General features: G+C 66.9%; 27 protein-coding genes and 2 pseudogenes. 12 read left to right on the top strand and 17 right to left on the bottom strand.

Going from position 1 to position 26,201, the window contains the following annotated elements:
* Positions 1-255 precede the first annotated feature (255 nt).
* On the top strand, positions 256-741 hold the full coding sequence (locus AB0436_RS14385; RefSeq protein WP_366468150.1) for a very short patch repair endonuclease: 486 nt from the start codon (positions 256-258) through the stop codon (positions 739-741).
* On the opposite strand, the gene dcm (AB0436_RS14380) is transcribed toward AB0436_RS14385, so the two are convergent.
* The gene (gene dcm / locus AB0436_RS14380; protein WP_366468149.1) at positions 652-1,878 is read right to left on the bottom strand and encodes a DNA (cytosine-5-)-methyltransferase; all 1,227 of its coding nucleotides are present in this window, start codon (positions 1,876-1,878) and stop codon (positions 652-654) included. The two genes, AB0436_RS14385 and dcm (AB0436_RS14380), sit on opposite strands and share 90 nt — an antisense overlap.
* Before the next feature lie 92 nt (positions 1,879-1,970).
* Positions 1,971-2,678 carry an HNH endonuclease gene (locus tag AB0436_RS14375; RefSeq protein ID WP_366468148.1) on the bottom strand — a complete coding sequence of 236 codons (708 nt, stop codon included), beginning with the start codon at positions 2,676-2,678 and terminating at the stop codon, positions 1,971-1,973.
* A gap of 134 nt (positions 2,679-2,812) precedes the next feature.
* Here AB0436_RS14375 and dcm (AB0436_RS14370) point away from each other — a divergent pair, with 134 nt between their 5' ends.
* Positions 2,813-3,820: a DNA (cytosine-5-)-methyltransferase gene (gene dcm / locus AB0436_RS14370; protein ID WP_366468147.1), complete on the top strand. Its 1,008-nt coding sequence runs from the start codon at positions 2,813-2,815 to the stop codon at positions 3,818-3,820.
* Positions 3,821-3,917: 97 nt separating this feature from the next.
* Here the strand turns inward: dcm (AB0436_RS14370) and AB0436_RS14365 are convergent, their stop codons facing one another.
* The 4 genes from AB0436_RS14365 to AB0436_RS14350 form a co-directional block, all read right to left on the bottom strand.
* Positions 3,918-5,744, bottom strand: coding sequence for a DEAD/DEAH box helicase (locus AB0436_RS14365; RefSeq protein ID WP_366468146.1), 1,827 nt, complete (start codon positions 5,742-5,744; stop codon positions 3,918-3,920).
* The gene (locus AB0436_RS14360) at positions 5,741-7,162 is read right to left on the bottom strand and encodes a transcriptional regulator (RefSeq protein WP_366468145.1); all 1,422 of its coding nucleotides are present in this window, start codon (positions 7,160-7,162) and stop codon (positions 5,741-5,743) included. Before AB0436_RS14360 ends, AB0436_RS14365 begins: the two co-directional genes overlap by 4 nt.
* Positions 7,163-7,237: 75 nt before the next feature.
* Positions 7,238-7,921, bottom strand: coding sequence for a hypothetical protein (locus tag AB0436_RS14355; protein WP_366468144.1), 684 nt, complete (start codon positions 7,919-7,921; stop codon positions 7,238-7,240).
* A 1,070-nt stretch (positions 7,922-8,991) separates the two neighbouring features.
* Positions 8,992-9,621, bottom strand: a complete 630-nt coding sequence (locus AB0436_RS14350; protein WP_366468143.1) for an ATP-binding protein — start codon at positions 9,619-9,621, stop codon at positions 8,992-8,994.
* Between the two features lie 216 nt (positions 9,622-9,837).
* Between AB0436_RS14350 and AB0436_RS14345 the strand changes: the two genes are divergently transcribed.
* From AB0436_RS14345 to AB0436_RS14325, 5 genes are all read left to right on the top strand, one after another.
* Entirely contained in the window at positions 9,838-10,683 is an 846-nt protein-coding gene (locus tag AB0436_RS14345; protein WP_366468319.1) for a helix-turn-helix transcriptional regulator, read from the top strand.
* The gene (locus tag AB0436_RS14340) at positions 10,683-10,892 is read left to right on the top strand and encodes a DUF397 domain-containing protein (protein WP_366468142.1); all 210 of its coding nucleotides are present in this window, start codon (positions 10,683-10,685) and stop codon (positions 10,890-10,892) included. The genes AB0436_RS14345 and AB0436_RS14340 overlap by 1 nt, the downstream gene beginning before the upstream one ends.
* A 74-nt stretch (positions 10,893-10,966) precedes the next feature.
* Positions 10,967-12,688: a hypothetical protein gene (locus tag AB0436_RS14335; protein WP_366468141.1), complete on the top strand. Its 1,722-nt coding sequence runs from the start codon at positions 10,967-10,969 to the stop codon at positions 12,686-12,688.
* Positions 12,685-13,206, top strand: a complete 522-nt coding sequence (locus AB0436_RS14330) for a hypothetical protein (RefSeq protein WP_366468140.1) — start codon at positions 12,685-12,687, stop codon at positions 13,204-13,206. Before AB0436_RS14335 ends, AB0436_RS14330 begins: the two co-directional genes overlap by 4 nt.
* A 16-nt stretch (positions 13,207-13,222) precedes the next feature.
* A complete protein-coding gene (locus AB0436_RS14325; protein WP_366468139.1) occupies positions 13,223-13,735 on the top strand; it encodes a nucleoside deaminase in 513 nt (170 codons plus the stop codon).
* A 14-nt stretch (positions 13,736-13,749) separates the two neighbouring features.
* Here AB0436_RS14325 and AB0436_RS14320 read toward each other — a convergent pair whose 3' ends face one another.
* The 3 genes from AB0436_RS14320 to AB0436_RS14310 form a co-directional block, all read right to left on the bottom strand.
* Positions 13,750-14,361 (bottom strand): GNAT family N-acetyltransferase, encoded by a 612-nt coding sequence (locus AB0436_RS14320; RefSeq protein ID WP_366468318.1) that lies wholly within the window; start codon positions 14,359-14,361, stop codon positions 13,750-13,752.
* Positions 14,362-14,528: 167 nt separating this feature from the next.
* Entirely contained in the window at positions 14,529-14,963 is a 435-nt protein-coding gene (locus AB0436_RS14315; protein ID WP_366468138.1) for a VOC family protein, read from the bottom strand.
* A 226-nt stretch (positions 14,964-15,189) separates the two neighbouring features.
* Entirely contained in the window at positions 15,190-15,768 is a 579-nt protein-coding gene (locus AB0436_RS14310; RefSeq protein WP_366468137.1) for a helix-turn-helix domain-containing protein, read from the bottom strand.
* 88 nt (positions 15,769-15,856) lie between these two features.
* Here AB0436_RS14310 and AB0436_RS14305 point away from each other — a divergent pair, with 88 nt between their 5' ends.
* Entirely contained in the window at positions 15,857-16,738 is an 882-nt protein-coding gene (locus tag AB0436_RS14305; RefSeq protein ID WP_366468136.1) for an SDR family oxidoreductase, read from the top strand.
* A 100-nt stretch (positions 16,739-16,838) separates the two neighbouring features.
* On the opposite strand, the gene AB0436_RS14300 is transcribed toward AB0436_RS14305, so the two are convergent.
* Both AB0436_RS14300 and AB0436_RS14295 read right to left on the bottom strand, forming a co-directional pair.
* On the bottom strand, positions 16,839-17,072 hold the full coding sequence (locus AB0436_RS14300) for a DUF5133 domain-containing protein (protein ID WP_366468317.1): 234 nt from the start codon (positions 17,070-17,072) through the stop codon (positions 16,839-16,841).
* 132 nt (positions 17,073-17,204) lie between these two features.
* Positions 17,205-17,429 (bottom strand): annotated as a pseudogene (locus AB0436_RS14295) (transposase family protein); the annotation flags it as partial.
* Positions 17,430-17,537: 108 nt separating this feature from the next.
* Between AB0436_RS14295 and AB0436_RS14290 the strand changes: the two are divergent.
* A complete protein-coding gene (locus AB0436_RS14290; protein ID WP_366468135.1) occupies positions 17,538-18,101 on the top strand; it encodes a hemerythrin domain-containing protein in 564 nt (187 codons plus the stop codon).
* Between the two features lie 47 nt (positions 18,102-18,148).
* On the opposite strand, the gene AB0436_RS14285 is transcribed toward AB0436_RS14290, so the two are convergent.
* Together AB0436_RS14285 and AB0436_RS14280 are read right to left on the bottom strand one after the other, a co-directional pair.
* Positions 18,149-19,189: a hypothetical protein gene (locus AB0436_RS14285; RefSeq protein ID WP_366468134.1), complete on the bottom strand. Its 1,041-nt coding sequence runs from the start codon at positions 19,187-19,189 to the stop codon at positions 18,149-18,151.
* A gap of 232 nt (positions 19,190-19,421) precedes the next feature.
* Positions 19,422-19,847 (bottom strand): nuclear transport factor 2 family protein, encoded by a 426-nt coding sequence (locus AB0436_RS14280; RefSeq protein ID WP_366468133.1) that lies wholly within the window; start codon positions 19,845-19,847, stop codon positions 19,422-19,424.
* 88 nt (positions 19,848-19,935) lie between these two features.
* Between AB0436_RS14280 and AB0436_RS14275 the strand changes: the two genes are divergently transcribed.
* Complete coding sequence (locus AB0436_RS14275) at positions 19,936-20,502, top strand: TetR family transcriptional regulator (RefSeq protein WP_366468132.1); 567 nt, start codon at positions 19,936-19,938, stop codon at positions 20,500-20,502.
* Positions 20,503-20,519: 17 nt separating this feature from the next.
* On the opposite strand, the pseudogene AB0436_RS14270 reads toward AB0436_RS14275, so the two are convergent.
* From AB0436_RS14270 to AB0436_RS14260, 3 genes and pseudogenes are all read right to left on the bottom strand, one after another.
* A pseudogene (locus AB0436_RS14270) lies at positions 20,520-20,603 on the bottom strand (DUF1772 domain-containing protein); the annotation flags it as partial.
* A gap of 50 nt (positions 20,604-20,653) precedes the next feature.
* Positions 20,654-21,172 carry a GNAT family protein gene (locus AB0436_RS14265; RefSeq protein ID WP_366468131.1) on the bottom strand — a complete coding sequence of 173 codons (519 nt, stop codon included), beginning with the start codon at positions 21,170-21,172 and terminating at the stop codon, positions 20,654-20,656.
* A 71-nt stretch (positions 21,173-21,243) separates the two neighbouring features.
* Positions 21,244-21,804 (bottom strand): GNAT family N-acetyltransferase, encoded by a 561-nt coding sequence (locus AB0436_RS14260; protein ID WP_366468130.1) that lies wholly within the window; start codon positions 21,802-21,804, stop codon positions 21,244-21,246.
* Positions 21,805-22,290: 486 nt separating this feature from the next.
* On the opposite strand from AB0436_RS14260, the gene AB0436_RS14255 reads away from it, so the two are divergent.
* Complete coding sequence (locus AB0436_RS14255; protein ID WP_366468316.1) at positions 22,291-23,541, top strand: metallophosphoesterase; 1,251 nt, start codon at positions 22,291-22,293, stop codon at positions 23,539-23,541.
* Between the two features lie 364 nt (positions 23,542-23,905).
* Positions 23,906-25,402 (top strand): hydrolase, encoded by a 1,497-nt coding sequence (locus AB0436_RS14250; RefSeq protein ID WP_366468129.1) that lies wholly within the window; start codon positions 23,906-23,908, stop codon positions 25,400-25,402.
* Between the two features lie 127 nt (positions 25,403-25,529).
* Here AB0436_RS14250 and AB0436_RS14245 read toward each other — a convergent pair whose 3' ends face one another.
* Entirely contained in the window at positions 25,530-26,135 is a 606-nt protein-coding gene (locus AB0436_RS14245) for a helix-turn-helix domain-containing protein (RefSeq protein ID WP_366468128.1), read from the bottom strand.
* Positions 26,136-26,201: the final 66 nt, after the last annotated feature.

Genomic DNA, 26,201 nt, shown 5'->3' with positions numbered 1-26,201 from the left:
CCCCCTGCTGCGGTCTCCCGCCCCGTCCGGGGGGCAGCAAGAAGAAGTCGGCCGCCGAGAACGCCGCTCGTTGACCGAGCGTCGACGCCGGACCAGGCCGGGCAGAATATGTGCGCAGGAGGAGATGTTTCTGTCGTGCCGCCATTGATCATCGCCCCGATCCGCGAGGAGTTCCTTGCGTCACTGCCGCGTGTCGGTACTCGCCCGAGGTAGGCCGTGGCGTCCGCAAGTGCTACGCCAGGCACACTGGACTGTATGCGAGGGACAGGGGCTGGCGACTGGGAGCGGCCAGAAGGGTCGTGGGCCGCCTCGGCGGCACGCCGTCGGAACATGCAGGCGATCCGCAGCCGGGACACCAAGCCGGAGCAGCTGATCCGCCGCCTCGTCCACGCCAGTGGCCTTCGCTACAGGGTCGCCGCCAGGCCGCTGCCTGGCCTCCGCAGGACAGCCGACCTGGTTTTCCGTCCTACAAAGGTCGCCGTCTTCGTCGACGGCTGCTACTGGCACGGCTGCCCTAAGCACTACGTTCCGCCGAAGACGAACCCCGACTACTGGTCAGGCAAGGTCGCGGGCAACATGGCCCGCGACCGTGATACTGATCAGCGCCTGGCCGAGGAAGGCTGGATGGTGCTGCGCTTCTGGGAGCACGAGTCACCCGAGGAGTGCTCGCGCACTATCCTCCGCGTCGTCCTCGATCGTCGGAAGTCCCTGCTGGAGCGGAAGCTCAGGCGCTACCAGTGACGGGTCTTCCTCGGGCTCAAATTCTGGATGCGGGTCGTCCAGCAGAGGCCCAGTGCGCAGCAGTGCTTCATTGATGCTTTTGCCTACCGCAGCAGCCACTGGTGGCGGGAACGCATTTCCCACCTGCCGATAGCGCGCAGTCTTCCCGCCCCCGACGAATTCCCATTGTTCTGGGAACCCCTGAATGATGGCGGCCTGCTTCACCGTGAGCTTGGGTCCGCGCTCCAGGTCGCCAAGATCACGTCCCGGATCAACCATGTCTTCTTCGGCATTGGCCACACCCATGGCGTCTACCCCCAGGGCGGCCCATGCCTTCTTCGCTCGCGTAGGGCCGAGGTCCGCACCACCATGCTTCTTGGATCCTCCGACGAGCGTGGGAGCGACTGTGCCCAACTTCGCCTGGTCATGCCACTTGTTGAAGCGAGGCGAGTCCTTGCCAAGCCGCCGCTCCATGGACTCCCGCAGCGCTTCCGCTACCGTCTTCAGCTTCTTTTGCGGCTCAGGCCATGCGAAGCCGCGGTACTCATCGGCTCGGATCGCAACCAGGATGGCGCGCGGACGCAGCTGTGGGACACCAAAATCCTGGGCTTGGAGAACCCGCCAGCCACAGACCACGTACCCAGCTTTGCGCAGGCGGTTTTTGATGTGATTGCGGTAGTAGCGGAATTTAAATTCCGGTTCGACCAGTCCGCGTACGTTTTCAATCATGACTGCGCGCGGCTTCAGCTCTTCAACCAGATCGAGGATCGTGGGAAACAGATCCCGCTCGTCGTCACGCCCAAGTTGCTTTCCCGCGGCTGAGAACGGAGGGCATGGCACACCGCCGGCAAGGAGATCGAGTTGGCCCTGGCGCAGCATGTCGGATTTCTGGCCGCTGCCTCTACGACGCGACTCCGGGTCACGCACCTCGTCCAGCGGGTGGAACTTCTTCACGTCCACCTCGCGCACCAGGCAGTGCTGCTTCTCCCAGCGCCACGCTGGCTGAGTCTCGATGTTGTGCTTCAGCGTCGCCACGGCGTGCGTGTCGATCTCGACCAGCGCAAGGTGCCGGAAGCCAGCCTGGTGAAGGCCGACAGCCTGGCCGCCGGCGCCCGCGCAGATCTCAATCGAGGTCAGCTTGCGGTCGGCGGTACTCATCGACTCCTCCTGGTGCAGTACGTGCGGACACGCAAGTGTCGCACCCCGCACTGACAAGCGTCTCGAGACCGGCCGCAGGCCACAGAGCTCCATCAGCTCCTCATGAGTCTTTCCAGGTCACCCTCAAGTTCCTCCCGCACGACAGCCGGTAGCTGCCGGTACATTCCCCACGCCTTCTCGGCCTCGCTCAGCGGTCGGCAGTCGGCCTTCATCCACGCGAGCAGGTCCCGCTTGTGCCGGGCAGGGAGTTCCTTCACGCGATCCCAGACCTGCTCTCTGGTCATCTGGGTCCCCGTGAGGTGCTTCACAGTCTCATTGCATCGGGCGCACTCCGTGATCAGGTCCTCCGCATGGGCGCCGCTGCCGGACTTGTGCGGGTTTACATGCCCGAGTGTCAGCCTCGCGCGAGCGCTTACGTCGTCGGGGTACGCCTCACCCGCGGACACTCCGCAACGCCGGCACATGTGCCCGTCGCGCTCGTAGACAAAGCGGCGCGTCTTGGCGCTGATCTGGCGGAGCCCGGCAGCCCTGTATTCCTTCTCCCAGACTGGCGAGCCGATCTTTTCTAGGAACAGTTCCTCCGGCTGGAGGCTCGGCTTGTCCCGATACGTCTTAATGTCCCAGCCAGCCGGACGAAGATCCCGCATCCGACGGTCGACCTGCTCTGCTCCCTGGATCGCCGCCCGCAACCGCTGCTTGGAGAATACGGAGCCCTCCCCGACCTCGTCCCGCAGCCACAAGGCAACCCGGATACGGGTTCCAAGCCCTGCATTGCGCCAGTCCAGCTCATCCTCGGACATACCCACCCCATTCGAAAATACGTTCCATCGATACCTCGTTCGCGGCATGAATATTACTTGCCGCCACTTGCCGCGGCAGGTGGCGGCAAGCTCTGAGTGATAAGTCTGAGCCGCGACAACCGGAGGTACCACCCATGTCTGGACAGAGCAGGACCGCCCTGAACCTTCCAGCTCCCGTGTGTGTAGAAATCTGTGCCGGCGCGGGTGGCCAAGCCCTTGGGCTGGAGCGCGCGGGGTTCAAGCACAGCGCTCTGGTAGAAATCGACACTGACGCCGTGCGAACGCTGCGGGCCAATCGGCCCGGTTGGAATGTCCTGCAAGCGGACGTCCGCGGTCTGCCCGCATCCTGCCTCGCTTTCGAGGAGAAGGAAATTGACCTGCTCGCCGCTGGCGTGCCCTGTCCTCCGTTCTCTCTGGCCGGCAAACAACTTGGCGCTGGCGATGAGCGGGACCTCTTCCCTCGAGCCCTGAATCTGGTGGAGGACCTCCGGCCCAGAGCCGTCATGATCGAGAACGTCAAGGGCATCATGCAGACCAAGTTCGCCTCCTACCGGTCAGCCGTTCTCGAAAGACTGGAGGGCCTGGGGTACGCAGCGAACTGGCGCCTGCTGCGAGCATGCGACTACGGCGTATCCCAACTCCGCCCCCGCGCCGTGCTGGTAGCGATGGCCGCCGAGGCCCTCGTCCACTTCGCCTGGCCAATCGCCACAGCGTGCCCTGTCACCGCCCCTCCCGTCGGCGAGCTCCTCTACGAATCGATGGCCTCACGGGGCTGGGATCTCGCCCGCCAGTGGGCAGACGGTGCCATGCGCATCGCACCGACTCTCTGTGGCGGCTCGCGCAAGCACGGCGGCGCGGACCTCGGCCCGTCGCGTGCCCGTCAGGCCTGGGCAACTCTCGGTGTGAACGGCTCCAGTGTCGCCGACGCGCCACCGCTACCAGGCACGCCGCTTCCAGTGCGGCTCACAGTCCCGCAGATGGCCTTGCTCCAGGGGTTCCCGGCCGACTGGGTCTTCTCGGGCGGCAAGACCTCCACATACCGCCAAGTGGGCAACGCATTTCCACCGCCCGTTGCTGAGGCAGTCGGCCGAAGCATCGCCTCCGCACTTGTTCATCCGGTCCGGGCAAACGCAACTACCTGACTCCCCAGGCTCGGCCGACAGTGAATGACACACACATAGCTCGGAGCCTGTCTACGGTGCTGCGTCAGCTGGCGCAGCACCGTCCGAGGAACGTCCTCTACCGATGGCCACCGTCGAGATGACCCAGCAGGGCCCGAACATCAGCCATGTCCATACCGCCCACCATTGGTGTCTCTTCCTGAAGATCCGCAAGCTGCTGCACAGACGGGTCGTCGAGAATCCGGCCCATGAATTCGAGCTTCTCTTCCAGTCTCAGGGCAACGACTTCATCGATCGTTCCGCGCGACGCCAACACGGTGACGTTGGTCTCCGTGCCAGGGGCCAGTCCCAAGCGGTGGATCCGGTCAAGGCTCTGAAGGAACCGTCCAGCCATGAAATCGCGGTCCACGTAGACCGCGTCATGGCACGCATGGTGGAGGCTGATCCCTTCGCCCAGGGTCGCCGGGTTGGAGAGCAGCACTGCACAGTCCGGGTCTTCGCGGAACCGGCGCAGCTCCAGCTCCCGGTCTGGTGTACCACCGTGCACCACTGCGGGCTCGAAGCTTGCGAACAGGCGCTCCATCGTCGTCAGGCTTCGCACGAAGGTCGTCCACACCAGGGTCTTGCGTCCCTTCTCCGCGTTGTTCGCCACGATGCGGAGAGCTTCTTCGTACTTGGGAGACAGCTCGTAGCTCGGCAGATCCCGCATCAACGAGTACAGCGAATCGTTCTGCGGTACTTCCAAGGGTGGCACCTGGTACGAGAGGGGCTCGTACCGGCTGCTGCCCTCCGCGAGGAGGGCCGGGCTGGTAGCCGCCATCAGCAACCGCAACATGGCTTTGCCCAGAGCATCGAAATCATCACGGGCTGCCTCGGCCCGCGCCGAGTAGCGGCCAACCAAAGCGTTATAGATCTCCTGATGCAGATCAGGCATGTCCACATAACGAATTTTGGGGTCGAACGGGGGCAGGCCGAGCTCGTTCTTGGTGGTACGTGTGAAGAGCGGACGCAGCACTGCGCTCGCATAGGCGAGGTCCCCGCCGGCGACAGCGCCGGTCACAACCCTGCGCCCGTGCCCTGGCCATACGAACGAGAGAAGGTTCTCCAGGTCCCGCGCCCCGTTTGGTGCTGGGGTGCCGGTCAGGATCAGCCGTCGTCGGCTCAACGGGCCCAGGGCCATGCACGCCGCGCCGTAGATCCCTCGTGCCCCCAGTTTCATCCGGTGTGCCTCGTCCAGGATCACCATCGACGGTGCAGCCCTGAGCCACCCGGCGAGGGAGGCCAGCGAGCGGTCAAGCCGTTCGTAGTTCACGACGAGGACTTCTGCTCCCGGGGCGGGGGACTTCCCCATGATCTCGAATCTCAACGGCTCTTTGAGGCAGGTGCGGCTCTCGAACTCCCACGCCTCATAGGCGGATTTCGGGCTGATGACCAGGAGCCGGTGCGCCTCGCCGCGTTCCCGCATCGCAGCGAATACAGCGAGTCCGACACGGGTCTTGCCGGCACCGGGAACGCTGAAGTTGGCGCCGTGGCGCAGAGACAGCAGTCGGGCTATGTCCCTCTTCTGGAAGTCCGTGAGGTCTGCTGTCCACTCGTTGCCGAGCATCGCCAGGACGTCATCGGGCAGAATCGTCTGCTCCAGCGTGGTGCCATCGCCCTGAAGCTGTCGTTCTGCCGTGTCCGCGTCGTCCAGGACACCGCCTACCAGCTGTGCCAGATCCTTGTCCCAGTCCACGTCCGGGGACGGCCATGAACCCAGCTCACTGATACCGACCAGGAAGTCATCGAGGTCGATTTCGGCGGTCAGAGGGCCGCGCTGGCCGACGGGAAAGCGGGCAGCGAGCTGCGCGAGGTCGCTCTGGCGGCCGCGCCCGGCCCGGAGGACAGCCCGGGTACGCGTCACATCGAAGGTGATCCGCAGTGACGGTTCTTCCCCCTGGCTCACACATCCTCCTTCCGGAAGACATCAAGAAGCCAGGACACGCCGTCGCCCGGGACCTTAATGCTGCGAGCAGACTCGATTGCCAGCTTGCCCAAGGCTTCCCGCAGTTTGATGACCGCCTCGTCGAAGGTCTCGTCGTCCAGACTGCTTGAAGCCCTGGCGAGAACCAGGTCCGTGTTGCACTGCTCAATGTCCTGACACGCGTCGGTCAGCCGATCAGGAGCCGCCTGCTTCCGCTTACGGATGCGGGCATCCTTACCCGCGGGCTCAAGCGCGTCTTCGAGAGCGTCCTTCGCAGCCTTGAGCGTGCGCGCCGCCGCAGCGACCCTCTCCATGGGCAGGGACTCCGCGGCTGCCTCGACGGCTTTCACCCGCAGGATCGAATCAGTGAGCGCCCTCGCCTCAGCAACCTTGGGATCAGCGGCTCTCACCATCCTGTTCAGCCCGGGGATTGATACAGCAGCGGCCGGCGCGATGGCTGACTGAGCCCTGAGCTCGTCAGGAAGTCGCTTGTCCAAGTAACGGGTCCTGAACTCGGCCTCGATCAGACGAACGTCGGTCTTCGAGAAGTTGAGGACGATGGCAGCGAGACGGCTCTCCTTCATCAAGTCGGCCTTCTCCTTGCTGGCCGCTGAGTCCTTGATGTACCTGCGGTGCAGCTCCTTGAGCTTCTCCTGCTGATCTTCGAAGTCAAGCAGCCGAAGCTGGGCACCGCCGTCCTTGCTCCGCTCGACGAGATCATTGAGCGTTGCAAGAATCCAGATGTCCTGTTCGCACCTGGGCCCAGTTGTGCGGAAGTCCCGTGCGATGTCCGACACCGAGCGTCCGAGACTGATCTGCTCGTCAACGGCAAGCAGACGGTTGATGTAGGAGTACTCCCGCCGGTGATCCTTGCGCAGCTGTAGCGCAAGCTCAACCGCGTTGACGTCTGCCCAGGTGCAGGAAGCCGGCAGGACTCCGACCCGGATGGTAGGCGTGCCCATGTCCTTCATCGCTGCACGCCGTGTGTTGCCATTCACGAGGACGCCGTCACGGGTGATCAAGCCGGGGTCGTTCTGCTTGAACTGCCTGAGGCTGTCCTGCAGTGCGTCGAAGTCAGGGTCTCGTTTCGAGGGGTCCGCCGGCAGGGCCTGAAGCAGATGGTGCAGATACTCCTGGCTCTCTTCGCTCCAGGCGTCCTCTTCGAGTGCCCGATCGCGGGCGGGTTCATGGGTGCGCTGCGCACGGATGCGGTGCGTGCCCGGGTTGTAGTAGAGGGAGCCCACAGGCATGTCGATGACCTCAACCTGGATCGGCTGCTCCCGCCACTCAATGCGGAGCGTCTCCGGTACACCTCCGGCACCCTTAATCTCTCTCAGACGCTTCTCGATGAGGGCCTGGTTCTCCGCTGCCAGCGGCGGCTTGCCAAAGTCTGTAGTCATGCCTGTCTCCTCGGGTTCAGAATCGTTTGCGGGCCGCAAGAGCGTGCCAGGTCGGATGTCCGGACGGTTCGGGTGCTAGTCGTCAGCGTCCAGGACGCCCTCCACCTGCTCGCGGGAATCTGCGGACAGCGTCTGGTACTCGGCCCAGATGGACTCCAGTGCGCTGAATTCCCGCTCTCCCGCCGCGACCCAACGCGTCAGAATCTTTCGCTCAAGGCTGCCAAGATTCTGGATCTTCCTCAGCAGGCCGGGGGTGTCCACTGCGAGCTCGCGCCCACCTACACGGCAGCGGGTGCACTCCGTCAAGAGCTGTACGACGGTGGATCCATCGGCCTGCCGAACCTGGCGCCGGGCGATGTCGAGTTGTGCCGCCTCGTACGTCCCCGCGTACATCTGGCCGGCCGTGATTCCACACGAGCGGCAGAGGTGCCCATCCTTCGCCATGATCTCGCGCCGCTGGGCAGCCGTGATCCCCAGGTTCGTCTTGGCGCGGCCCTTGCCAGGCTCCCAGACCGGCTCCCCCTGTGTGACGAAGCGCTGCTCATTGGCGTCAAGGCTCAGGTCTTCGCGGTTGGTGTCGATCCGCCAGCCGAAGTCGCGCAGGTCGCGCACTCGTCGGTCGATCTGCGAGGTGTCGGGAAAAGCCGACTTGAGCTGCGTCTTGGTGAACACGTTGCCCTCCCCCACGACGCTGACCAGCCAGAGAGCCCCCCGCTTCATCGAGCCGTACTTCTCGTCCGTCCACGACGGCAGTGTCATGGTCAATGCCTCCCCATCTGGCAATACGACGGTCTTGCGGTCCCCAGTGATCCGCTACCGCTTGCCAAGAAGGCTTCCTCGTCCGACGGCCAAAAGCCAGAGTCTTTGGATCTTCTCCAATAAAGGGAACAGGGAGTGCTTCCGCTCCGTCCAGGTGCTCCCTCACCATGAGATGCCAAGATGGAACTCTGTGATCCCAGAAGAGGTTTGATGCCCCGTAGAGGCCAGATCAGCAGCCAGGTTGCAGCTTCCGTCACGGCGGAGGAGCGGCAACTCGCGAGCGCATTACGCGCGATGTGCATGTGCATTCAGCGGGAACTGGAGAGCCAGAAGGCGATCGCAAGCAAGATCCATCTCAGCGAGTCCGTGCTCTCTGGCGGCCTCAGCATGCAGAAGTTCCCCACTCGGCAGACTCTCTACAGCCTGTGGCAACTCATGCCAGACAGCATGGCACTGAGGCGCAGGCCGATTCCCCGCACGCGTGCTGAACTGATGGGGCTGCACGCGCGGGCAGACGCTGCACGCAAGCTCCGGCGAGCGCGGGAGCGCGCCCGCACGTTCGATGGGCCAGACACATGCGTCAGTGCGAGGCCGGCCCCGCTGACTGTCCGCAACAGACACTCGAAGCGCTATCTGCGCACACGGGCTGTCGGCGTCCTTGCCAGCGCAGCGCATACCGGCAGCAGTTCACCGGCGGAGGCGCCGAACGTTGTGTTGCCGGTCCCCCGCCACCAGGGGGACCGGCAACACAACGAAGCTCCCGAGTACGTCTGGACGGGACTTGAAGAACTTATGGACCATCTGCAAGCAGGCCGCGAGCCAGCGGCCATGACGATCCTGTCGCATGCGGCGAGAGCTACTAATGTGCGCGATGTCCGAAATGCTATCGTCGCATGCCGTGCAGCAGGGCTCGATGGCGCCGCTCACGCGGTGCTGACCAACGCCGGCCTCCGTGGGGCTGAGACCGTACTCAGCATCGCCGGCTCCCTACACGAAGCCGAGTACCACGAAGACGCGGCTCTCCTGATCCGGGCAGCCATGGACCACAACGGTAGTCACGCTAACCACTCTTAAGCGGCCTCTGATTCCGCCTCGAAGTGCATCTGCGCCCGGTCAAGGATGTCGTCCGGGTCGCCACCCTGAGCGGCCAGCCAGTGCAGCAGGTCGGCGATGATGTCGGTGACCGACTCTTCAAGCACTGCGTAGCTCGGGGTGAGGGTCTGCGTGCCGCCGCCAGCCCGGCGATACCCCTCAAGCACGACAGCGGCTCGCTGAAGCCGGGCACAGTGGCGCAGCGGTTTCAGCCGGAGCTCGCACCAGACTGCCTTCCCCGTGGCGGTGAGCAGAGTGCCCCAGTCCTCCGCCATCCCGGACAGCAGGTGCAGGCCACGGCCGCACTCCTCATCCCAGTCGGCGGCGACGATAGAAGGAGAGGCGTAGCTCTTGTCGTGCAGTTCGAGGCGGAGCCGCCCCTCTCGGGATTCGAGAACCAGCGTCGCGGCAACGCCCTGCCCAACGTGCTTGATGACATTGGTCGCGAGCTCCGTCGCGGCCAGTTCTGCTTCGTCAGAGACCGTCAGCATGCCCCAGTGGCTCAGCTGAGACCTCACCGCCTTCCGCAAGACAGACATCTCCGCCGGCTCCGCCTCGAAAGGCAGAACGCAGCGGAGCTGGGGTTCAGTGACTTCGTAGCCGTTCATGGCCGCACTCCCTCCCACGCCACATCAGCCTGCGCCGAGCCGTATCCGTACGACTGCACTGCGTAGCGCTACGGAGAGAGCATGGCACCGAGAAGTCTCTCCATGAAACTTCTCACTCGACTCTTCCGGGTGAATATGGTGGGTCGACAACTAATGGCCCCCATAGCCTTGTTGCCGGACCAGACCACTGGTGCGGACGTAGCGGAGGTTGCTTCCATGTCATCGAGGACCACCACCCGACGTAGGCAACTCGGCGCAATGATGCGGAAGCTCCGCGCCCGCAAGGGGATGACCCTGGAGGAGGCGGGGCGGCTGGTCGACGTGTCGAAGGCCACCATCAGCCGGTACGAAACCCAGGAAGGGCCCGTGAAGTGGCCGGTCGTGGACGCTCTCTGCCGTGAATACGGCGCGAGCGACGCGGAGCGGGAGGCGCTTGTCGCGATCGCCAAGGACGCCAGGCAACAGGGTTGGTGGAGCACCTTCGCCGACTCCATCCCGGAGAGCATGAACCTACTGCTCACCCTTGAGGACGAAGCTGTCCGCGAAGATCACTTTTCCTGCGTCTACGTTCCTGGGCTGTTGCAAACCCGGGGGTACAACACGGCCGTTCAGCAAGCCAATGAGATGCGGCTCGCGCCGCAAGAGGTCGAGCGTCTGGTCGACATCCGCATGAAGCGGCAGGAGATCCTCAACCGTGCGTCCCCGCCGCATCTCTGGGCGATCCTGGACGAGTCGGTAGTCCGCCGGGTGGTGGGCTCCCGCGACGTCATGCGGGAGCAGCTGGACCACCTGCTACGCGCCAACGAGTCCCCGGACATCACCTTGCAGATCCTGCCGTTCGCGAAGGGCGCCCACACCGCAGCATTGGGAAGCTTCGTCATCTTCGGTGGGGTCGAAACATCGCTGGATGTCGTCTACGTCGACTTCCATGTCGGTTCGCTCTTCATGGAGACGGATGAGGAGCTGAGCCGATACCGACTTGCGTTCGACTACCTTCGCGCACAAGCGTTGGACATGGCCGCCTCATCGGCCATGATCGATCGCGTCCGCGAGGAGATGTAATGGCTTCTGTTACCCCCGCCACGGCGGGACAGAATTGGTTTAAGTCGTCGTATAGCGGTGGAAATCAGACGGAGTGTGTCGAGGCTGCCTGCATCCTCACCGGCACAGCCGTGCGCGACAGCAAAAATCCGCACGGCCCACAGCTGGCCTTCAGCAGTTCAGCCTGGACCGGCTTCGTATCAGCCCTGAGAACCGGTCAACTCGACTGAGGACTCACTTGGCAACCCCCCGGCCCGCTGGCACAGTTGATCGCCTCCGGTGAGTCTCAGGGGGTAGGCGGGGGATGGGCCACTTACGGCGGCAGGGTGCGCTGCTCGTCTGCTCGCTCGGGCTTGCCTGGCTGGCGTGGGCTGTGTCCGTCAAGGAGGACAGGGTCGTCGACGCGACCCAGTTCTCCGTGGCGTTCTTCGCGACGCTGCTCACCGGTGAGGCCGTCATCTTCGCGCTCACCTTCTCGGCGGCCAGCTCCTGGCCGTCGCTCCGCGCCATCGACAGCCACATCGCCTTTCGCGAGTGGGTATTCATCGGGTGGCTGGCCGCGATGTTCACCGGCTGCGGGCTGCTCTGGAAGAACGAGACCAGCGCGACCTACGGTGCTGAGCTGTTCCTCCTCGCGAATGTCTTCGGGGTCTTCTCCTTCATCCGGCTCTTCGGTCTGGCGAGCGTGGGTGGCCGGAACCGGCTGCTGACCGGGGCTCTTGCCCGCGGCCTCGTGGAGCTGCGCGATCAGGAACTCAGCTTCGATGAGGAGCTCAGCGACGATCCCGTGGTGGCCGCCTATCTCGGCACGCTGGACCAGACGATCAGCAGCAACGACCCGACCGGGATCCGCAACCTGGTGGGACAGCTGGTCGACGCTCGCGTACCGGCCCCTGCGAACGAGAACTCCGCGGCCCTGCATCTTGAAGTGCTGCACCGCCTGTCCCGTGCGGCGCTCGTACGAGGCGCCGACCCGGTCGTGGTCACCGGTAGTGCCGAGCGGATCGTCGGCTCCATCCTCAGCCAGGCCGGTGAGCTGCCGGATGCCGCTGCGGTGCTGGGCGCGACCAGCCGTTACCTGGCCTGGCTCGGCAGCACGGCGATGCTCATGTCGGTACGCGGGGTCGCGTCGAGTCGGGCCGCGCGTGAGCTCGTAGCCATGTCGGTCGACTCCCGGCTCCGCATCCTGCTCTGCGTCGACCCCGATCCCAAGACGATCAGTAGCGCCGACGATGTCCCCTCGGTGCTGACCGATCCCGTCGGCGTGCTGCTCTGGGTCCGGGACTTCACCGAGTTCCACGGGGCGCACCAGGCCAATGCCTTCTACGGGGTGTACCAGTTCCTCACCGGCCGTAAGTTCATGGGCAACTACTGGGACGGGGCGTCCATCCTCGGGCAGATGCGGGAAGCTCTGTACGGGTCGGCGGAGGACCGCGCCGACGGTGAGCCAGCGGACGCCGCTCGGGAGGCCTTTGGCTCGGTCGCCGGGTTCGACCGCTTCTGGGCCCTCGCCTCCGTCGGCGCCATCGCCACCCTCCGCGATGTCCGCCTCGCCCATCCTCCGGAGCTCGTACGTCCCGAGTTCACCCCGGACCACCAGTTGCTGGGTGCGTATCTGCGTACGTTCGCTTCGCACCGCTGGTTCACGACGGCGAAGGAGGCCCGTGAGGCGCTTCTCGTACTCATGGCGCGATCAGACGGAACGGATGCAGCCTGGCAGAAGATCCGCGTCCGTACGGCGAAGAGCCCGGTTCCCAGTCCATCGCCACGAGCCGAGCCGGAGCAACGGCCGGCCGCAATGGTGCTCGCCATCGCCTGCCGTCTGGCGCCACTCCTGGCCGGTGATCCGGACACCGAACTCCGGGCGTTTCTGACGCGGCTGCCGGCTCCCGTACTGAAGTCGGCCGCTGACCTCACCGCGCGCGTACTTCCCGTTCCGGCCGGCACCCACAGTCCGGAAGAGACGATGGTGATCGGCCTGCGAGTACTGCAACTGGTGGGCGTCCAGACCCCGGCGGCCGCATGAACGCCGCCCACTGGCCCCGGCGGATTGCCCGCCTGTTCCGGCCGTCCGTCGAGCATGCGGTCATCGTGCAGTGCGGTCTCGACTGGCTGCGCCCACAGCGTTCGGACCTCCGCAACGACATCGATCAGGCGTTGCTCGCCGCCCAGTTGCGGCGCGGCTCGTCGCTGCGGCTGACGCGGGTGGTACTGCACAACCTCCCGGCATCAGCCAGTACGGCAGCCGACTCCGACGCCGTGACGAGAGCTTTCGACGAGTGGAACTACCGGCTCGCCGCGACGATGGCGTTGTTCTCCGGGCCGGCGCCACGCATACACCGGCTGATCATCCCCGGTAACCAAGCCGTCGCCCCGGTACCGGATATGGTCGACTTGCTGGAGAACGGCCAGTGGTCCGATCCGCAGAACACGGAGCTCACCCTGAGCACCCTCGACACCGCTGGCACGACGACACCCCTGACCAGCTACGACGTGGATCTTCAAGGCCCCTTCAGCGACGGGGACCCTTCGATCCACATGTGAGATGAGGGAGATTCGGTTGCCTTACGCGCAGGAGAACTCAGCGGACCGAGCGTTTCTCGAACAGGCCATCGCCATCTCGCGGCACGCGTTGGAGGACGAGGGCAAGACGCCCTTCGGCGCCATCGTCGTCGTCGGCGGAGAGCCGGTGGGAACAGGCACCAGCTCCGTCGTCGAACGCAACGACCCGACCGCGCACGCCGAGGTCATGGCGCTGCGCTCGGCGGGCGAGTCGCTCGGTCGTCACCTGATGGAGGACGGCGTCATGTACTCCAGCAGCGAGCCCTGCCCGATGTGCCTGGTCGCCTGCTACTGGGCGCGGATCCCACGCCTGGTGTACGCGGCGAACAGCCACGACGTGGGTACCAACGGCTTTGAAGACCTGCAGTTCTACCGGGAATTGGCGCTGCCGAACAAAGAGCGGACGCTGCTGTCGGAGGTACCGGTCGAAGGCGAACTCCGTGACAAGGCGGCGGGTGCGCTTGGCGAGTGGGCGGCGCAGTTGCCGTTCACGGTGGTGCCCAAGCTCTGATGCCCCGCGGACTGCTACGCACCAGGCTCTAATCGAGGCGTTGCCTGTGGCAACGTTCTAGCCGGCTCGGACGACGGCTGCCACTCCCGCCTGATCAGCCCATAGACCCACGAGTCAGAGATCTCGCCGTTGACGACGCAGTCTTCCCGCAACGTCCCTTCACGCACGAAGCCGAGCTTCTCCAGCACGCGGGCAGAGGCCACATTGCGCGTATCGGCCTCAGCTTGGACCCGATTCAGGTCAAGCGTGTCGAATGCCCACCGCAGCAGAGCGCGCGCGGCCTCGGTTGCGTAGCCGTGGCCCCACGCTGCATCGTCGAAGCAGTAGCCAAGCGACGCGCTGCGGTAGTCCGGATTCCACCTGTTCAGGCTGCACCAGCCGATGAACGCCCCGTCGGAGGCACGATCTACGGCCAGCCGCGCCCCGGTGCCCTCCTGTGCCATCTGACGGCAAGCCGTGATGAACTTCTCGGCGCGCGAGCGCTCGCTCCACGGTGGCGTGTCCCAGTAGCGCAGCACGTAGGCGCTGCTGTGCAGTGCGAAGAGGTCGTTCGCATCCGCGTCTTCGAAGGCACGCAGTCGAAGGCGAGCGGTGTGCAACGAGGGGGTGGGCAACGACGTCCTCATGTTCCCTCCCTTGATCGGCTGCCGATCAATCAGACATCCGATGCGGGTCACTCGCAACGGGTTTCTCGGCGGGCCGGCAGAACGACGTGTCCGGCGCGGAAGCTGTTCTGACGGGCGGTTCTTCGCCCTGGCCGCGGGGGCAGAACGAGGACAGGTTCGCGGTCCCGTCAGTCGAGACAGAACTCGTTGCCCTCGATGTCCTGCATCGAGATGCACGACTCGTTGTGCTCATCGGCTCGCAGTACTTGCACGCATACGGCACCGAGCGCGACCAGTCGTGAGCACTCGGCCTCAAGCGTGGCCAGGCGCTCTTCACCCACGAGCCCGGTGCCGACCCGCACGTCGAGGTGCACCCGATTCTTGACGACCCTGCCCTCGGGAACACGCTGGAAGAACAGTCGCGGGCCCACACCTGAGGGATCAACGCAGGCGAACGCCGAACCCTGTAGCTCAGGCGGCAGCGAGCGATTGAAATCGTCCCAGGTAGCAAACCCCTCCGGCGGCGGCGGTACGACGTACCCCAACACCTCGCACCAGAAACGAGCGACGCGCTCAGGTTCTGTGCAGTCGAAGGTGACTTGGAACTGCTTGATCGAGGCCATCGCTCCACCATAGATGCGGTGACTGTTCACCGAGACCCTGAGGTGTCATCAGCCGCGCGAATCCTGCTCGATGGTCAAGGAGCCTCCGCCAACTTGAAATCGCTGACTGTCTGCGCAGTAGGTCATCTGTCAGCGATTGGCTTGGAGGTCTGTGAGGAAGAGCTGGGCCTCTCGGAGGCAGTCGGCGCCGCAGCGCCTATGGCGCCGACAGCCGAGCGGCATGGCATCAGCCCAGCGATGCCGTTGCCGCACGCAGGTCTTCCAGGGCTGCCAGTGCATGTGGCGCGAGCCCTTCTGTGTCATCACGATCGCTTTCAGACCACTGGACGTATCCCCGCTTGAACGCGAGGACTCCCAGCTCGCCCGCGAGGTGCGCGGTCGGGTCGGGGACGCCACGGGCGATGAGCGCGGCTGTCATGGCGGCCGCGAGACCGACGCTCTTGAGGGCGTCGCGCTCTTGTAGTTCGGTGCTGGCTGCCACGGCTGCTTTGAGGCGGGGGCCGAGTTCGCGGTTCGCTGGTCCCATGGCGCTCGATGCGCGCTCGAGACCGGCTGCTACCGCTTGGAGCGGGCTGGCGCTCGCAGGGGCCTCGGTAATGCCATCGGCGAGCAGCCTGCTGAGCGTCTCCTGGCCGGCGACCAGTAGCTCGCGCTTGTCGGAGAAGTGCCGGAAGAAGGTGCTTTTGGTGACACCGGCGCGCTCGGCGATCTGCGTCACCGTGGTGGCGTCGTACCCCTGCTCGGTGAACAGGTCGACGGCCGCAACGACGAGTCGCTGGGTCGCCCCCGCTTGCCATCTAGCCATGCGACCAGGATAGGTGATGGGACACCTGTCCCGTCACCGTGTAGGGTCAGTGATGGGACAACAGTCCCATCACTTTCAGGGAGAGCTCATGCATGTCTTCGTCACCGGCGGTACCGGCACCATCGGCTCCGCCGTCGTCGCCGAACTCCTCGGCAACGGCCACACCGTTCTCGCACTGGCTCGCTCGGACGGCTCCGCGCAGGCCCTTGAAAGTGCTGGTGCCAAGGCGCTGCGAGGAGACCTGGCGGACCTCGACGTCCTGTGGTCCGGCGCAGCGCAGTGCGACGGCGTGATTAGTCTGGCGTTCGGACGCGACTACAGCAGTCCGGACGCTCTCGCGCAGGCCATCGCCGAGGAGAGCGCCGCTCTCGCCACGCTGGGGCAGGAACTCATCGGAAGCGACCGCCCGATCGTCACGGTCTCCGGGACGCCCTGGGTGCCGGGACGCGCCTCCACCGAGGCCGATCCGCTGCCGACCGACGGACCGGTGGGTGGTCGGGGCCGTTCGGTCAATGCACTGCTGGACCTCGCCTCGCGCGGTGTGCGCAGCACGGCTGTCCGCATGCCGCGCACGGTCCACAACGAGGGCCAGGGCGGATTCGCCGGCCTGTTGACCGATCAAGCGCGCCGCACCGGGGTGGCCGGCTACCCGGGCGACGGCACCCAGCGCTGGCCGGCCGTGCACGCGCTCGACGCAGCCGTCCTGTTCCGGCTGGCCCTTGAGTCCGCACCGGCCGGGACGGCCTGGCACGCCGTCGGCGACGAGGGCGACGCGGTGCGGGACATCGCCACAGTCATCGGCCGACGACTGGGCCTGCCGGTCGAGGAGGTTCCGCAGGAGAACTTCGGCCCGTTCGGCCCGATCTTCGCCATGGACCAGCCGGCGTCCAGCGCCCACACCCGTGATGCCCTCGGGTGGCAGCCGACCCACTCCAGCCTCCTCGAGGACCTGGAAACCATTCAGCCCTGACGCACACCGGCGGAGGCTCAAGGCAACGTCATGCCCTTTGCCCCTTCACTTTGCCCCTTCACTTCGGAGCGCGGCAACCTGCCGCTCATAGGCGGGGGCTTCAGCTACGGGTCAGCGAGGTGGCGTCACTCATCCGGACACCGGGCACCTGACCGCGTGCGGCGATCAGGGCCGCGGCCACGTCCCGGGTTCCGGTGGAAACGCACAGGGTGTAGGCGACATCGTCCATGCGCCGACGCACTTGCGGACTGTCGGCTGCGGAAGCGTTCTGCATCTCAAGCGCTGTGTACTGCTCGACGAGGTCCCGCAACACCGCCGGATGGGCCATCAGCATGAAGACTCCTTGTGTACCGTGCGACACCGGTGAAGACCTTGCAACCGATACCCGGCTTTCTCGCTCCCATGTCATCGCGTCGGCGATCGGACCGTTCCGCCGCCGGTGAAGCCCTGCCGGTTCAGCGATCCACTCGCCGACCGCCAACAGGGAGGTCGCACCTGCTGGGACGGCGCACGCGGTCGGCGCCAGTACCACGGCCGGCCGGTGGCGCACTCCGCGCGGGTCTCGCGGGTCCGGCACTTCTGCCAGGCGTTCCAACAGCCCAGGGAGCTCCCCAGCTGCGGCCGGCAGCCGAGGCCCTGGGGTGCTGACCGGGCGGGCTCCAACAGGCCTGGGGGTCCCGGCTCCCGGCACCGCCACCGATGCGGCGGCCGGTCGCGGGCATACTGCCGACCGTCCCGGGCATCCGATAGCCCTGACGCGACAGGAAACCTTGTCGCGAGTTCGAGCAAGGAGCTGGACGTGGGACACGGCGGAGACGCTATCCAGGAACTGACCACCGACCACCGCGAGGTCGAGGAGATCTTCGCTCGGATCGAGGCGTTGCCGGCCGGTGACCCGCAGCGCAAGAAGCTCGCCGACCAGGCCACCATCGAGTTGGTTCGCCACTCCGTCGCCGAGGAGACGCATCTCTACCCGGCGGTCCGCAAGTATCTGCCCGGGGGCGATGCTGTCGCGGACAAGGAGATCGAGGACCACACGACGGCCGAACGCACCATGAAGCAGCTGGAGAGCTGCCAGGCCGACGACGCCGACTTCGACCGGCTCATCAGCGAACTGATGCGGGAGATCCGCAGCCATGTCGAGGACGAGGAGAACAACCTCTTCCCCCAACTGCGGCAAGCCGCCGGCAGCGAGGACCTCGAAGCGCTGGGCGAGAAGATCCGCAGCGCCAAGAAGACGGCGCCGACCCGCCCCCACCCCTCCTCCCCCTCCACACCGCCTGGCAACAAGCTTCTTGCCCCCGGCGCGGGACTGGTCGACCGGCTCCGTGACGCCCTCACCGGACGCGGCAAGAACGACTGAACCGCAGGCCAACGAAAAGGCCCGCCGGGTCTCCCGTGCACGGGGCGTCAGCACCGAGCCGGGCGGGCTACGGCAACTGAGCCGAGGCCGGGCAGTCCGGACGCGCCGTTGAGCGCGGCGAACCTGGACCGCCATGGGGTGTGATCGGTGGGCAGCGGCTGGGAGCTGTGCGGTTCCGGCTGGGCTGCGGCCCGACGGCAGGAAGCACATTCGGTCTCGTCGGCCACGGGGCGGAAGGCGTGGTCCTCGCCCCGCCCCTGGCAGGTGACCAGTCCGGCGACGGGCGCGGACGACGACGGAGCGGGCGCCGGCATCGGATCGCCGGGGAGCTTCTCCGCAAGGCGGTAGCGCAGGAAGCCGACCGCCGATCGCACGCCGTCATGCGGAAGCTCGGCGAGCAGGGCCCGGCGCAGGTCGGCGGCTGTGACGCCGCGCAGCAGCCACTTCGCGGCGTCGGCCGCCAGGGTGCGGGCCTCACGTACGCCGAGGTGCAGCTCGCGGCGGGAATGCCGCAGCGACAGCAATACCCGTTCCGCCTCGGCCAGTTCCGGGGCCGGTGGCTGAGGGTCGGGATCGGGCCCGAGGTCCGGCGCCGGTTCCGGGGCCCGGCACGGTTCGCCGGGCGTGCGGGCTTCGGAGGGTGGGTGGGGAGTGGTCTTCTCCCCGTGGTCTTCTACCGGTTCATAGCCACCGACCACCCGGCGCCCCGGCCCACCGACCGCCGGAACCCGGGTACTCGGTGACGCGTCGGCCGGTGTGGGGCCCCGGCGCAGACCGCATGCCTGCTCGACGGTCAGCGGGAGGTTCGCCACAAGCTGCTCGGTGACCCAGCGCCCACGGTCGCCCTGGGTGCGCCACTCGTGCACGTAACCATGGGCTACGAGTTGCTCCTTGGCCTTCTGGTAGGCGCGGCCCTTGAGCCCGAGCTTCTGCGCGAGTTCGCTGAGGGGCTTGTGCGCCGCGTGCTCGGGGAGGCCCTGGATGTACAGGAGCAGGATCTTCGCGTCGTTGTTCAGACGCGGATGACGGACGACATCATGCGATGCCTTCGTATAGCGCCCGGACGGCGCGATAACATGCCGAAGCATTCCCGGTGGACCTCTTCCACTGGTGATGAAGGCCCTCGGATTGGTGTTCCCGCACCGCCGGGGGCCGCCCCGTATACGTGCGTACGCGGAGCGTGATGGCTCGGTCACCGTACCGCACGGAAATCATCTCCCACCACACAAACGGGACTTCCGGCCCCACCGGAGCCGTACCTGCCCATCGGGGCGGAGCCGAAAGAGGCCGGGCGCCTGGCGCTTCCTGCCGGTCCGGCGTTCATCCACGGGCGCCGGCGACTCCCGAGCCGTCCATGTAGTCGCGGACCCGTGTGATCAGTCCGCTGCGGACACGGAGTATCAGGAGACCGGGGACGGTGAAGGTGGTTCGTTCGGGCGGCAGCGTTCCCACCACGACCTGTTCAGCGATGATCACTTCCGGATCGGTGGTCTCGTAGGTCGCTGTCCTCCTGATCTCCTTCACCTTGGCGGGGCCGGCGCCCCACACTGCCCGGTAACCCGCACGCACGGCCTCGCGCCCCTCATAACGCGGGGGAAAGCCAGGAGAGGTGAACGGGAACTCGTGCACCGCGTCCACCGCATACAGGTCGGCGAGATCGTCTGCGGACTTGTCGCGCATGGCCCGGTAGTAGCAGGCCAGCACCTCGCCAGGAGTGCGGGCGGCAGGTGTCTCCACATTCGGCACTGGGACCACTCCATTTCGCTCAACGGTTGTTGACTGTTTCATGGTAGGAGTCGGCCGACGGTTCGGTCAACGGCTGTAGAGTGATTTGGTGCCCTCCTCTCACCCCTCCCGCGCCGACCGCCGCCGAGCCACCGAACTGCGCATCCTTGACAACGCCCGGGAGCTGTTCGCGGAGAAGGGGTTCGATCGCACCACCATCCGCGCTGTGGCGACCGCGGCAGGCGTCGACCCGGCCCTGGTCATGCAGTACTTCGGCTCGAAGCGCGAGCTCTTCACCCGAGCCGTCCAGACGTTCCCCGCGCTGCCGGCGGCCACGGACACCGACGCGCTCGTCGATCAACTGCTGGCCACCCTCGACCTCAAGCTCGGCGGCCTTCCCGAGGGCGCGCTGGCGATGCTGCGCTCCATGCTCACCGACCCGGAAGCAGCCGATCACGTTCGCACCGCCCTCGAGCGGCAGATCGACAGCGTCAGCGCCGCTCTGCCGGCGACCGAGGACCCTGAGCTGCGCGCCGCGCTCGCCGTCACCACCTTGCTGGGCGTCACCATCGGCCACCAGTTCCTCGGCGTGGCCGCTCTTCGTGACGCCCCGGCCGACCGGATTGCCGCGCTGCTCCGCCCGGCGTTCAAAGCCCTGGCAGAGCCGTTGGGTTGAACGGAGGAGGGCGTGCGCAGCAGGATCGACATGACCACGCTGAGGATCAGCAGTCCGGTGGCGGTGCCGACGAGTCCGGCGCCGTGGTGGTGCCATCCGGCACACAGCCGGAGCGGATTCGGGCGAACCCGTTTCGGGTGCTACCGCGGGATCACGGGTGTGCGGTGGGTGACGGCGACGGCCTGTCCTTCGGCGTCAGATCGGCGTGGACTCCGCCGGTGTCCTGGCCGGTGCCGAGCGTCGCGCCATTGCGACGCAAGGCGGTGAGCGCCGCCGTGTTGTGTGCTGTCGTCTCCGCGACCACGGAATGTGCGTCGGTCCTGGCGGCCTCCTGGAGGAGGATTCGGAGAGCGGCAGTGCCGATTCCGCGTCCGCGTCGGGAACGCCCCAGCCACATACCGGTCTCGAGTACGTCGGGGCGGTCGCGGACAGCCAGCCGGGCCGACCCCACGATTTCCCCGTCATGCCTGATCACGAACGTGGACTCGCGGAGCGGGCCGCCAAGTCCTGGGCGCCGGGCCCGGTGCCAGGCCCGGAATGCTTCCTGCCGTTCGGTCGTCCATCCCGGTGGGCCGGCCACGGGAGGCATGACCTCGTCGGGTGTTGCGTCGTGGACGGCCACCGCGAGGAGCTCTGCGAGACTTTCCGCATCCAGTGGCTGTACGTCCACTCGCCCGACCATGCCGGTTCGCCTCCGCCTTCTCCTCCGCCGAGTGGGCCCACGCCCCGGCCCGGGTCCTCCTACTGCTCCCACTGCTCCCTGGTGATCTCGTACCGTACGCCCCCGTGCTCGGAGCCTTCGATCTTCTTCATGTCGGGGGGAGTGGGGATGGTGTCGGCGAGCGTCATGCCGAGCTTCTCCATGACATTGCGCGAACCGTGGTTCACTACCATCGTCTCGGCCCAGACCATGCGCATGCCGAGTTCCGCGAACGCCTTGCCCAGCAGAGCCCGTGAGCCTTCGGTGGCGTAACCCCTGCTCCAAGCCGCCTGCCGCAGCCGGTAGCCGAGTTCGGCCTCGTCCAGCGGTGCCTCCCGCTCGGGACGCAGGATGAACCAGCCGATGAACGCGCCGCCGTCCTTCTCGTGTGCGGCGAACAGTCCGAGCTCGCCGCGCCACCTTTCGTAGCCGGCGAGGATGTTCGGCAGGTGGCGCTCGCGGACGATCTCCGGCGGGGTCGGTTCGCCGCCGGTCAGGTAGCGCATCACCGCCGGGTCGCTGTCCAGCTCGATCAGCAGGTCCGCGTCGTCGGCGGTGAAGCGGCGCAGGGTCAGGCGCTCGGTCTCCAGGTAGGTGTCCACGGAGCGGATGATGCCGGAACCAGCAGTCCGGCGCGAAGTGGTTTTTCCGGTACCCGCCGGAAGCGGGCGCCGAGTTCGCGTACCCGGGGCTGCCGACGGACCATGGCCACCCGGGACGCTCCCTCGGCCGTCAGCCCGCTGTTCCCGCCAGGCCGTGGCGCCGAGCATCCGCTCCGGCAGCCGCGGTTCCTTCAACCCACGGGTTGACTGCGGGTGGAACTCCGCGCACCGCCATGGTGTCGTCCCCCCTTGCCGACTCGGTACGGACCACCGTACGACGGGCCGAGTCGATGCGACCGTCACCTACTCACCGGCGCGGGCCACGAGCAGCGGCTGGAAGCAGCCGGTCTCCGCCGGCCGTCCCGCGTGCCGGATGATGGGATCGGCCGGACCACGGATGTGAGGGGCAGTGCAGTGGCAGATCACGAAACTCACGGAGCAGAACCGGTCGCACCGCCGATCGGCGGCGGAGCACCGGACACCGTCGTGCTCGGGCCCCCGTCAGATGCCGACGTACCGGTCGACGCCGGGTCGTCGCCGGCTCCGAGGGGCGGAGGTGTCGTCCGGGTCCTGCGCCGGCTCGTCATACTCGTCGTCGTACTCGTCTCCCTGTTCTTCCTGCCCTGGTGGACGCTGTTCTCCTCCCACACCGACTGGCCGTTCCCGGTGGTCCTGGCCGGCACGGTCCTCTTCGCCGCCGCGCTGCTCTCCTTTCCGGTGCTGATGGTCATGGGCCACGGGCGCAGACGGTCGGACCGGGCGGCGCGCATCGCCGACACCACCCTGGGGGTGATCTGGGTGCTGTTCGTCTGGTCGGCGCTGAGCGGCCTGCTGCGACTCGTCCTGATCGCGTCCGGCGTCGGCGACCCGGCGCGGTCCAGGATCGTGGCCGTTGTCGTCGCGGTGGTCGGGGCCGGGCTGCTGGCCTGGGGATACCGCGAGGCGATGCGCCTGCCCCGGGTGGTGCGGCTCGACGTCACCGTCCCGCGGCTCGGCCAGGGCCTGGACGGGACACGGGTCGTCGTACTCGCCGACACCCACTACGGACCGATCGACCGGGCCGGATGGTCGGCGCGGGTCGCCGAGGCGGTCAACGAGCTGGACGCCGACGTCGTCTGTCACGCGGGCGACATCGCCGACGGCACCCCGCACCAGCGCCGGGGGCAGGCCGCGCCGCTCGGGACGATACGGTCACGGCTGGCGAAGGTGTACGTCACCGGGAACCACGAGTACGGCAGCGAAGCCCAGGGTTGGCTCGACCGCATGGCGGAACTGGGGTGGGAGCCGCTGCACAACCACCACATTGTTGTCGAGCGGGGCGGGCACAGCCTGGTGCTCGCGGGTGTGGACGACGTGACCGCGGAGTCCTCCGGCCTGACCGGACACCGGGCGAACCTGGACGGTGCGCTGGCGGGGGCGAACCCGGACCTGCCGGTCCTGCTGGTCGCGCACCAGCCCAAATACGTCCAGCAGGCAGCAAGCGCCGGCATCGAGCTACAGATCTCCGGGCACACCCATGGCGGACAGATCTGGCCGTTCCACTACCTCGTCCGGATCGACCAGCCGGTGGTGCACGGCCTCAGCCGGCACGGAGAGCGGACCCAGCTCTACACATCCCGGGGCACCGGCTTCTGGGGCCCTCCCTTCCGGATCTTCGCGCCCAGCGAGATCACGCTGCTCACCCTGCGGTCGGCCCCGGGGATGTCCGGCGGATCATGTGACCTACCAGCGCCTTGATCGCAACCGCACGGGGCCGCCGTGGCTGGCTCTGCCTGCACGTTTCGGTAAGCGTCCTGGCCGAAGCCGACGCCCAGGGCCGCACCGACCGGTCGGTGGTGCTTTCACGGCACCGTGACTCTCGCCTCGATCCGACTGGGGCTTCGATCATGATCCGCCGGGCCGCTCCGTGGCGCCCCCGCCGGATGCCCTGGGGCGAGCGCCGGGGGGACGCCCTGCGGACCCCGCGCGTTTGCTCTGTCCCCGAGTCAGATAGTCATGTACCGTTCAATCGCTTGTAGCCCAGCGGCCCCCCGGTCCATGGTCTACGCGCGCAGACTTGCGCTCCGCACCCCTTCTCCCCCACTCGACGGAGGTATGACGGATGCTCGGTTCAAGATGCTCACGCCGCACGCTCACCACAGCGCTGACGGTGGGCGGCATGCTGCTCACCGGTGTCGCCGCCCAGGCGGCCGCCTCGCCCGCCACCGCCGCCCCCGGCGGGGTCTCCGCGGCAACCGCCACGGCCACCACCCCCCACCGTGTGCTCTTCGACAACACGAAGGCCGAGACCGCCGGCAACGCCGACTGGATCATCGGCACGAGCCAGCCGGATCCGCTCGGACAGGACGCGACACCCTCGACGGAGTCCGACTGGACCGGCGCCCTGTCCTCCTGGGGCGTCGCCCTGCAGAAGACCGGCGACTACGCGCTGAAGACACTGCCCTCGGGCAACACCATCACCTACGGCACCTCGTCGGCGCTCGACCTGAAGAACTTCGACACCTTCGTGCTGCCCGAACCCAACGTGCTGCTCAGCGCCGCCGAGAAGACAGCCGTCATGAAGTTCGTGCAGAACGGTGGCGGCCTGTTCCTCATCTCGGACCACACCGGCTCCGACCGCAACAACGACGGCAACGACGCGGTCGACGTCATCAACGACCTGATGACCAACAACAGCGTGGACGGCACCGACCCCTTCGGGTTCTCCGTCGACCAGCTGAACATCGGCACCGACAACCCCAGGGCCATCACGGATTCCTCCGACCCCGTACTGAACGGTTCCTTCGGCAAGGTGACCGGCAGCATCATCCGCAACGGCACGACGGTCACCCTCAAGCCGGCCGACAACGCCGCCGCCAAGGGCCTCGTCTACCGCACCGGATCCTCCGGCAACACCGGCGCGTTCTTCGCCACCAGCACCTTCGGCACCGGGCGGGTCGCGTTCTGGGGTGACAGTTCACCGATCGACGACGGCACCGGCCAGAGCGGCAACACCCTCTACGACGGCTGGAACGACACCGCGGGGACGGATGCCGCACTCGCCCTCAACGGCACCGAGTGGCTCTCCGGCGGCTCCGGCACCACCGGCGGTGGTGGTGACGGTGGCGGCGGGGGTGGCGGCGGCACCTGCACCGCGGCCCAGCTGCTGCGCAACCCCGGCTTCGAGTCCGGCGCCACTTCCTGGTCGGCCACCAGCGGCGTCATCACCAACGCCAGTGCCGAGGCCGCCCACTCGGGCACGTACAAGGCCTGGCTCGACGGCTACGGCACGTCCCACACCGACACGGTGTCCCAGTCGGTGGCCATCCCGTCGGGCTGCGCGGCCACCCTGTCGTTCTACCTGCACGTCGACACGGAGGAGGCCACCACCGGTAGCGCCTACGACACCCTGAAGGCCCAGGTCGTCGGCGGCAACGGAACCGTCCTGGCCACGCCGGCCACCTACTCCAACCTCGACGCGACGAGCGGCTACACCCAACGCACCCTCGACCTGAGCGCGTACGCGGGCCAGTCGGTGACGATCCGCTTCACCGGCACCGAGGGCACCAAGCTGGCGACGTCGTTCGTACTCGACGACACGGCGCTGAACGTCAGCTGAACGACGCGGGCGCCCCTCCGGGGCCGGTGGCCGCGTCGCCGGTGACCGTGGGGTGGCCGGCGTGCGCTGTGGGGTGAAGCGTCTCGGCCATCCCATGGCACTCCTGGCCGGCGGGGCCGAGTCCTGACTACGGTCCAGCCGTGCCGGCGGAGTTTCCAGAGGGGTGGGTGACCTCCCAGGCCGCCTCGATCATCCGGAAGATTTCGTCCACCGCGGCATCCGGATCGGCCGCCTCGCGGGCCAGTGAATGAGCGCCGATCACGAATCTCGCGATCGTCCGGCAGGCCGTTGTGGTCCGTGGCAGGCCGGGGTCGGCGGCGATGGCCGTTGCCAGCGACTCCGCATGACGAAGCATCATCGACTCCTCGTACTCCCGCAGGGCGGGTGATGCGTCGATCATGCCCCAGATCGGGGCGGCGCCGTCCGCCGTGCAGTGCCGCACCAGGGCGTGCATCTCGCGGCGCAGCGCGGGGATGAGCGGATCCTGCGGCGCCCGGCCGGTGACCGCCTGCGTGAGGCGTCGCTCGAAGTCTTCGTCCTGCTCGAACACCAGGGCCTCTTTCGAGGCGAAGTGGGAGAAGACCGTGGTGACGGCCACGTCGGCCTCAGCGGCCACGTCGCGGATGCCCACCGCGTCGTACCCGCGTTCCAGGAAGAGCCGCAGGGCGGTGTCGGCGATCTTCTGGCGGGTCGCGGCCTTCTTGCGCTCACGGCGTCCGGTCGGCACTTTCATGCCCTCACGCTATCAGCCACAAAAGCGAAGCTGTTCAGAAATGCTAACCGTTAGTGCTACGGTCTC

The sequence above is a fragment of the Streptomyces sp. NPDC051322 genome (genome assembly GCF_040689485.1).
Classification (GTDB): Bacteria; Actinomycetota; Actinomycetes; order Streptomycetales; family Streptomycetaceae; genus Streptomyces.
The sequence above is the reverse complement of the archived record's forward strand: the minus strand, read 5'-3'. Positions and strand labels throughout refer to the sequence as shown.

Coding starts and splice junctions, on each gene's coding strand:
- AB0436_RS14385 (WP_366468150.1), top strand. CDS start 256: ATGCGAGGGACAGGGGCTGGCGACTGGGAGCGGCCAGAAGGGTCGTGG.
- dcm (WP_366468149.1), bottom strand. CDS start 1,878: ATGAGTACCGCCGACCGCAAGCTGACCTCGATTGAGATCTGCGCGGGC.
- AB0436_RS14375 (WP_366468148.1), bottom strand. CDS start 2,678: ATGTCCGAGGATGAGCTGGACTGGCGCAATGCAGGGCTTGGAACCCGT.
- dcm (WP_366468147.1), top strand. CDS start 2,813: ATGTCTGGACAGAGCAGGACCGCCCTGAACCTTCCAGCTCCCGTGTGT.
- AB0436_RS14360 (WP_366468145.1), bottom strand. CDS start 7,162: ATGACTACAGACTTTGGCAAGCCGCCGCTGGCAGCGGAGAACCAGGCC.
- AB0436_RS14355 (WP_366468144.1), bottom strand. CDS start 7,921: ATGACACTGCCGTCGTGGACGGACGAGAAGTACGGCTCGATGAAGCGG.
- AB0436_RS14350 (WP_366468143.1), bottom strand. CDS start 9,621: ATGAACGGCTACGAAGTCACTGAACCCCAGCTCCGCTGCGTTCTGCCT.
- AB0436_RS14345 (WP_366468319.1), top strand. CDS start 9,838: ATGTCATCGAGGACCACCACCCGACGTAGGCAACTCGGCGCAATGATG.
- AB0436_RS14340 (WP_366468142.1), top strand. CDS start 10,683: ATGGCTTCTGTTACCCCCGCCACGGCGGGACAGAATTGGTTTAAGTCG.
- AB0436_RS14335 (WP_366468141.1), top strand. CDS start 10,967: ATGGGCCACTTACGGCGGCAGGGTGCGCTGCTCGTCTGCTCGCTCGGG.
- AB0436_RS14330 (WP_366468140.1), top strand. CDS start 12,685: ATGAACGCCGCCCACTGGCCCCGGCGGATTGCCCGCCTGTTCCGGCCG.
- AB0436_RS14320 (WP_366468318.1), bottom strand. CDS start 14,361: ATGAGGACGTCGTTGCCCACCCCCTCGTTGCACACCGCTCGCCTTCGA.
- AB0436_RS14315 (WP_366468138.1), bottom strand. CDS start 14,963: ATGGCCTCGATCAAGCAGTTCCAAGTCACCTTCGACTGCACAGAACCT.
- AB0436_RS14310 (WP_366468137.1), bottom strand. CDS start 15,768: ATGGCTAGATGGCAAGCGGGGGCGACCCAGCGACTCGTCGTTGCGGCC.
- AB0436_RS14305 (WP_366468136.1), top strand. CDS start 15,857: ATGCATGTCTTCGTCACCGGCGGTACCGGCACCATCGGCTCCGCCGTC.
- AB0436_RS14300 (WP_366468317.1), bottom strand. CDS start 17,072: ATGCTGATGGCCCATCCGGCGGTGTTGCGGGACCTCGTCGAGCAGTAC.
- AB0436_RS14285 (WP_366468134.1), bottom strand. CDS start 19,189: ATGCTTCGGCATGTTATCGCGCCGTCCGGGCGCTATACGAAGGCATCG.
- AB0436_RS14250 (WP_366468129.1), top strand. CDS start 23,906: ATGCTCGGTTCAAGATGCTCACGCCGCACGCTCACCACAGCGCTGACG.
- AB0436_RS14245 (WP_366468128.1), bottom strand. CDS start 26,135: ATGAAAGTGCCGACCGGACGCCGTGAGCGCAAGAAGGCCGCGACCCGC.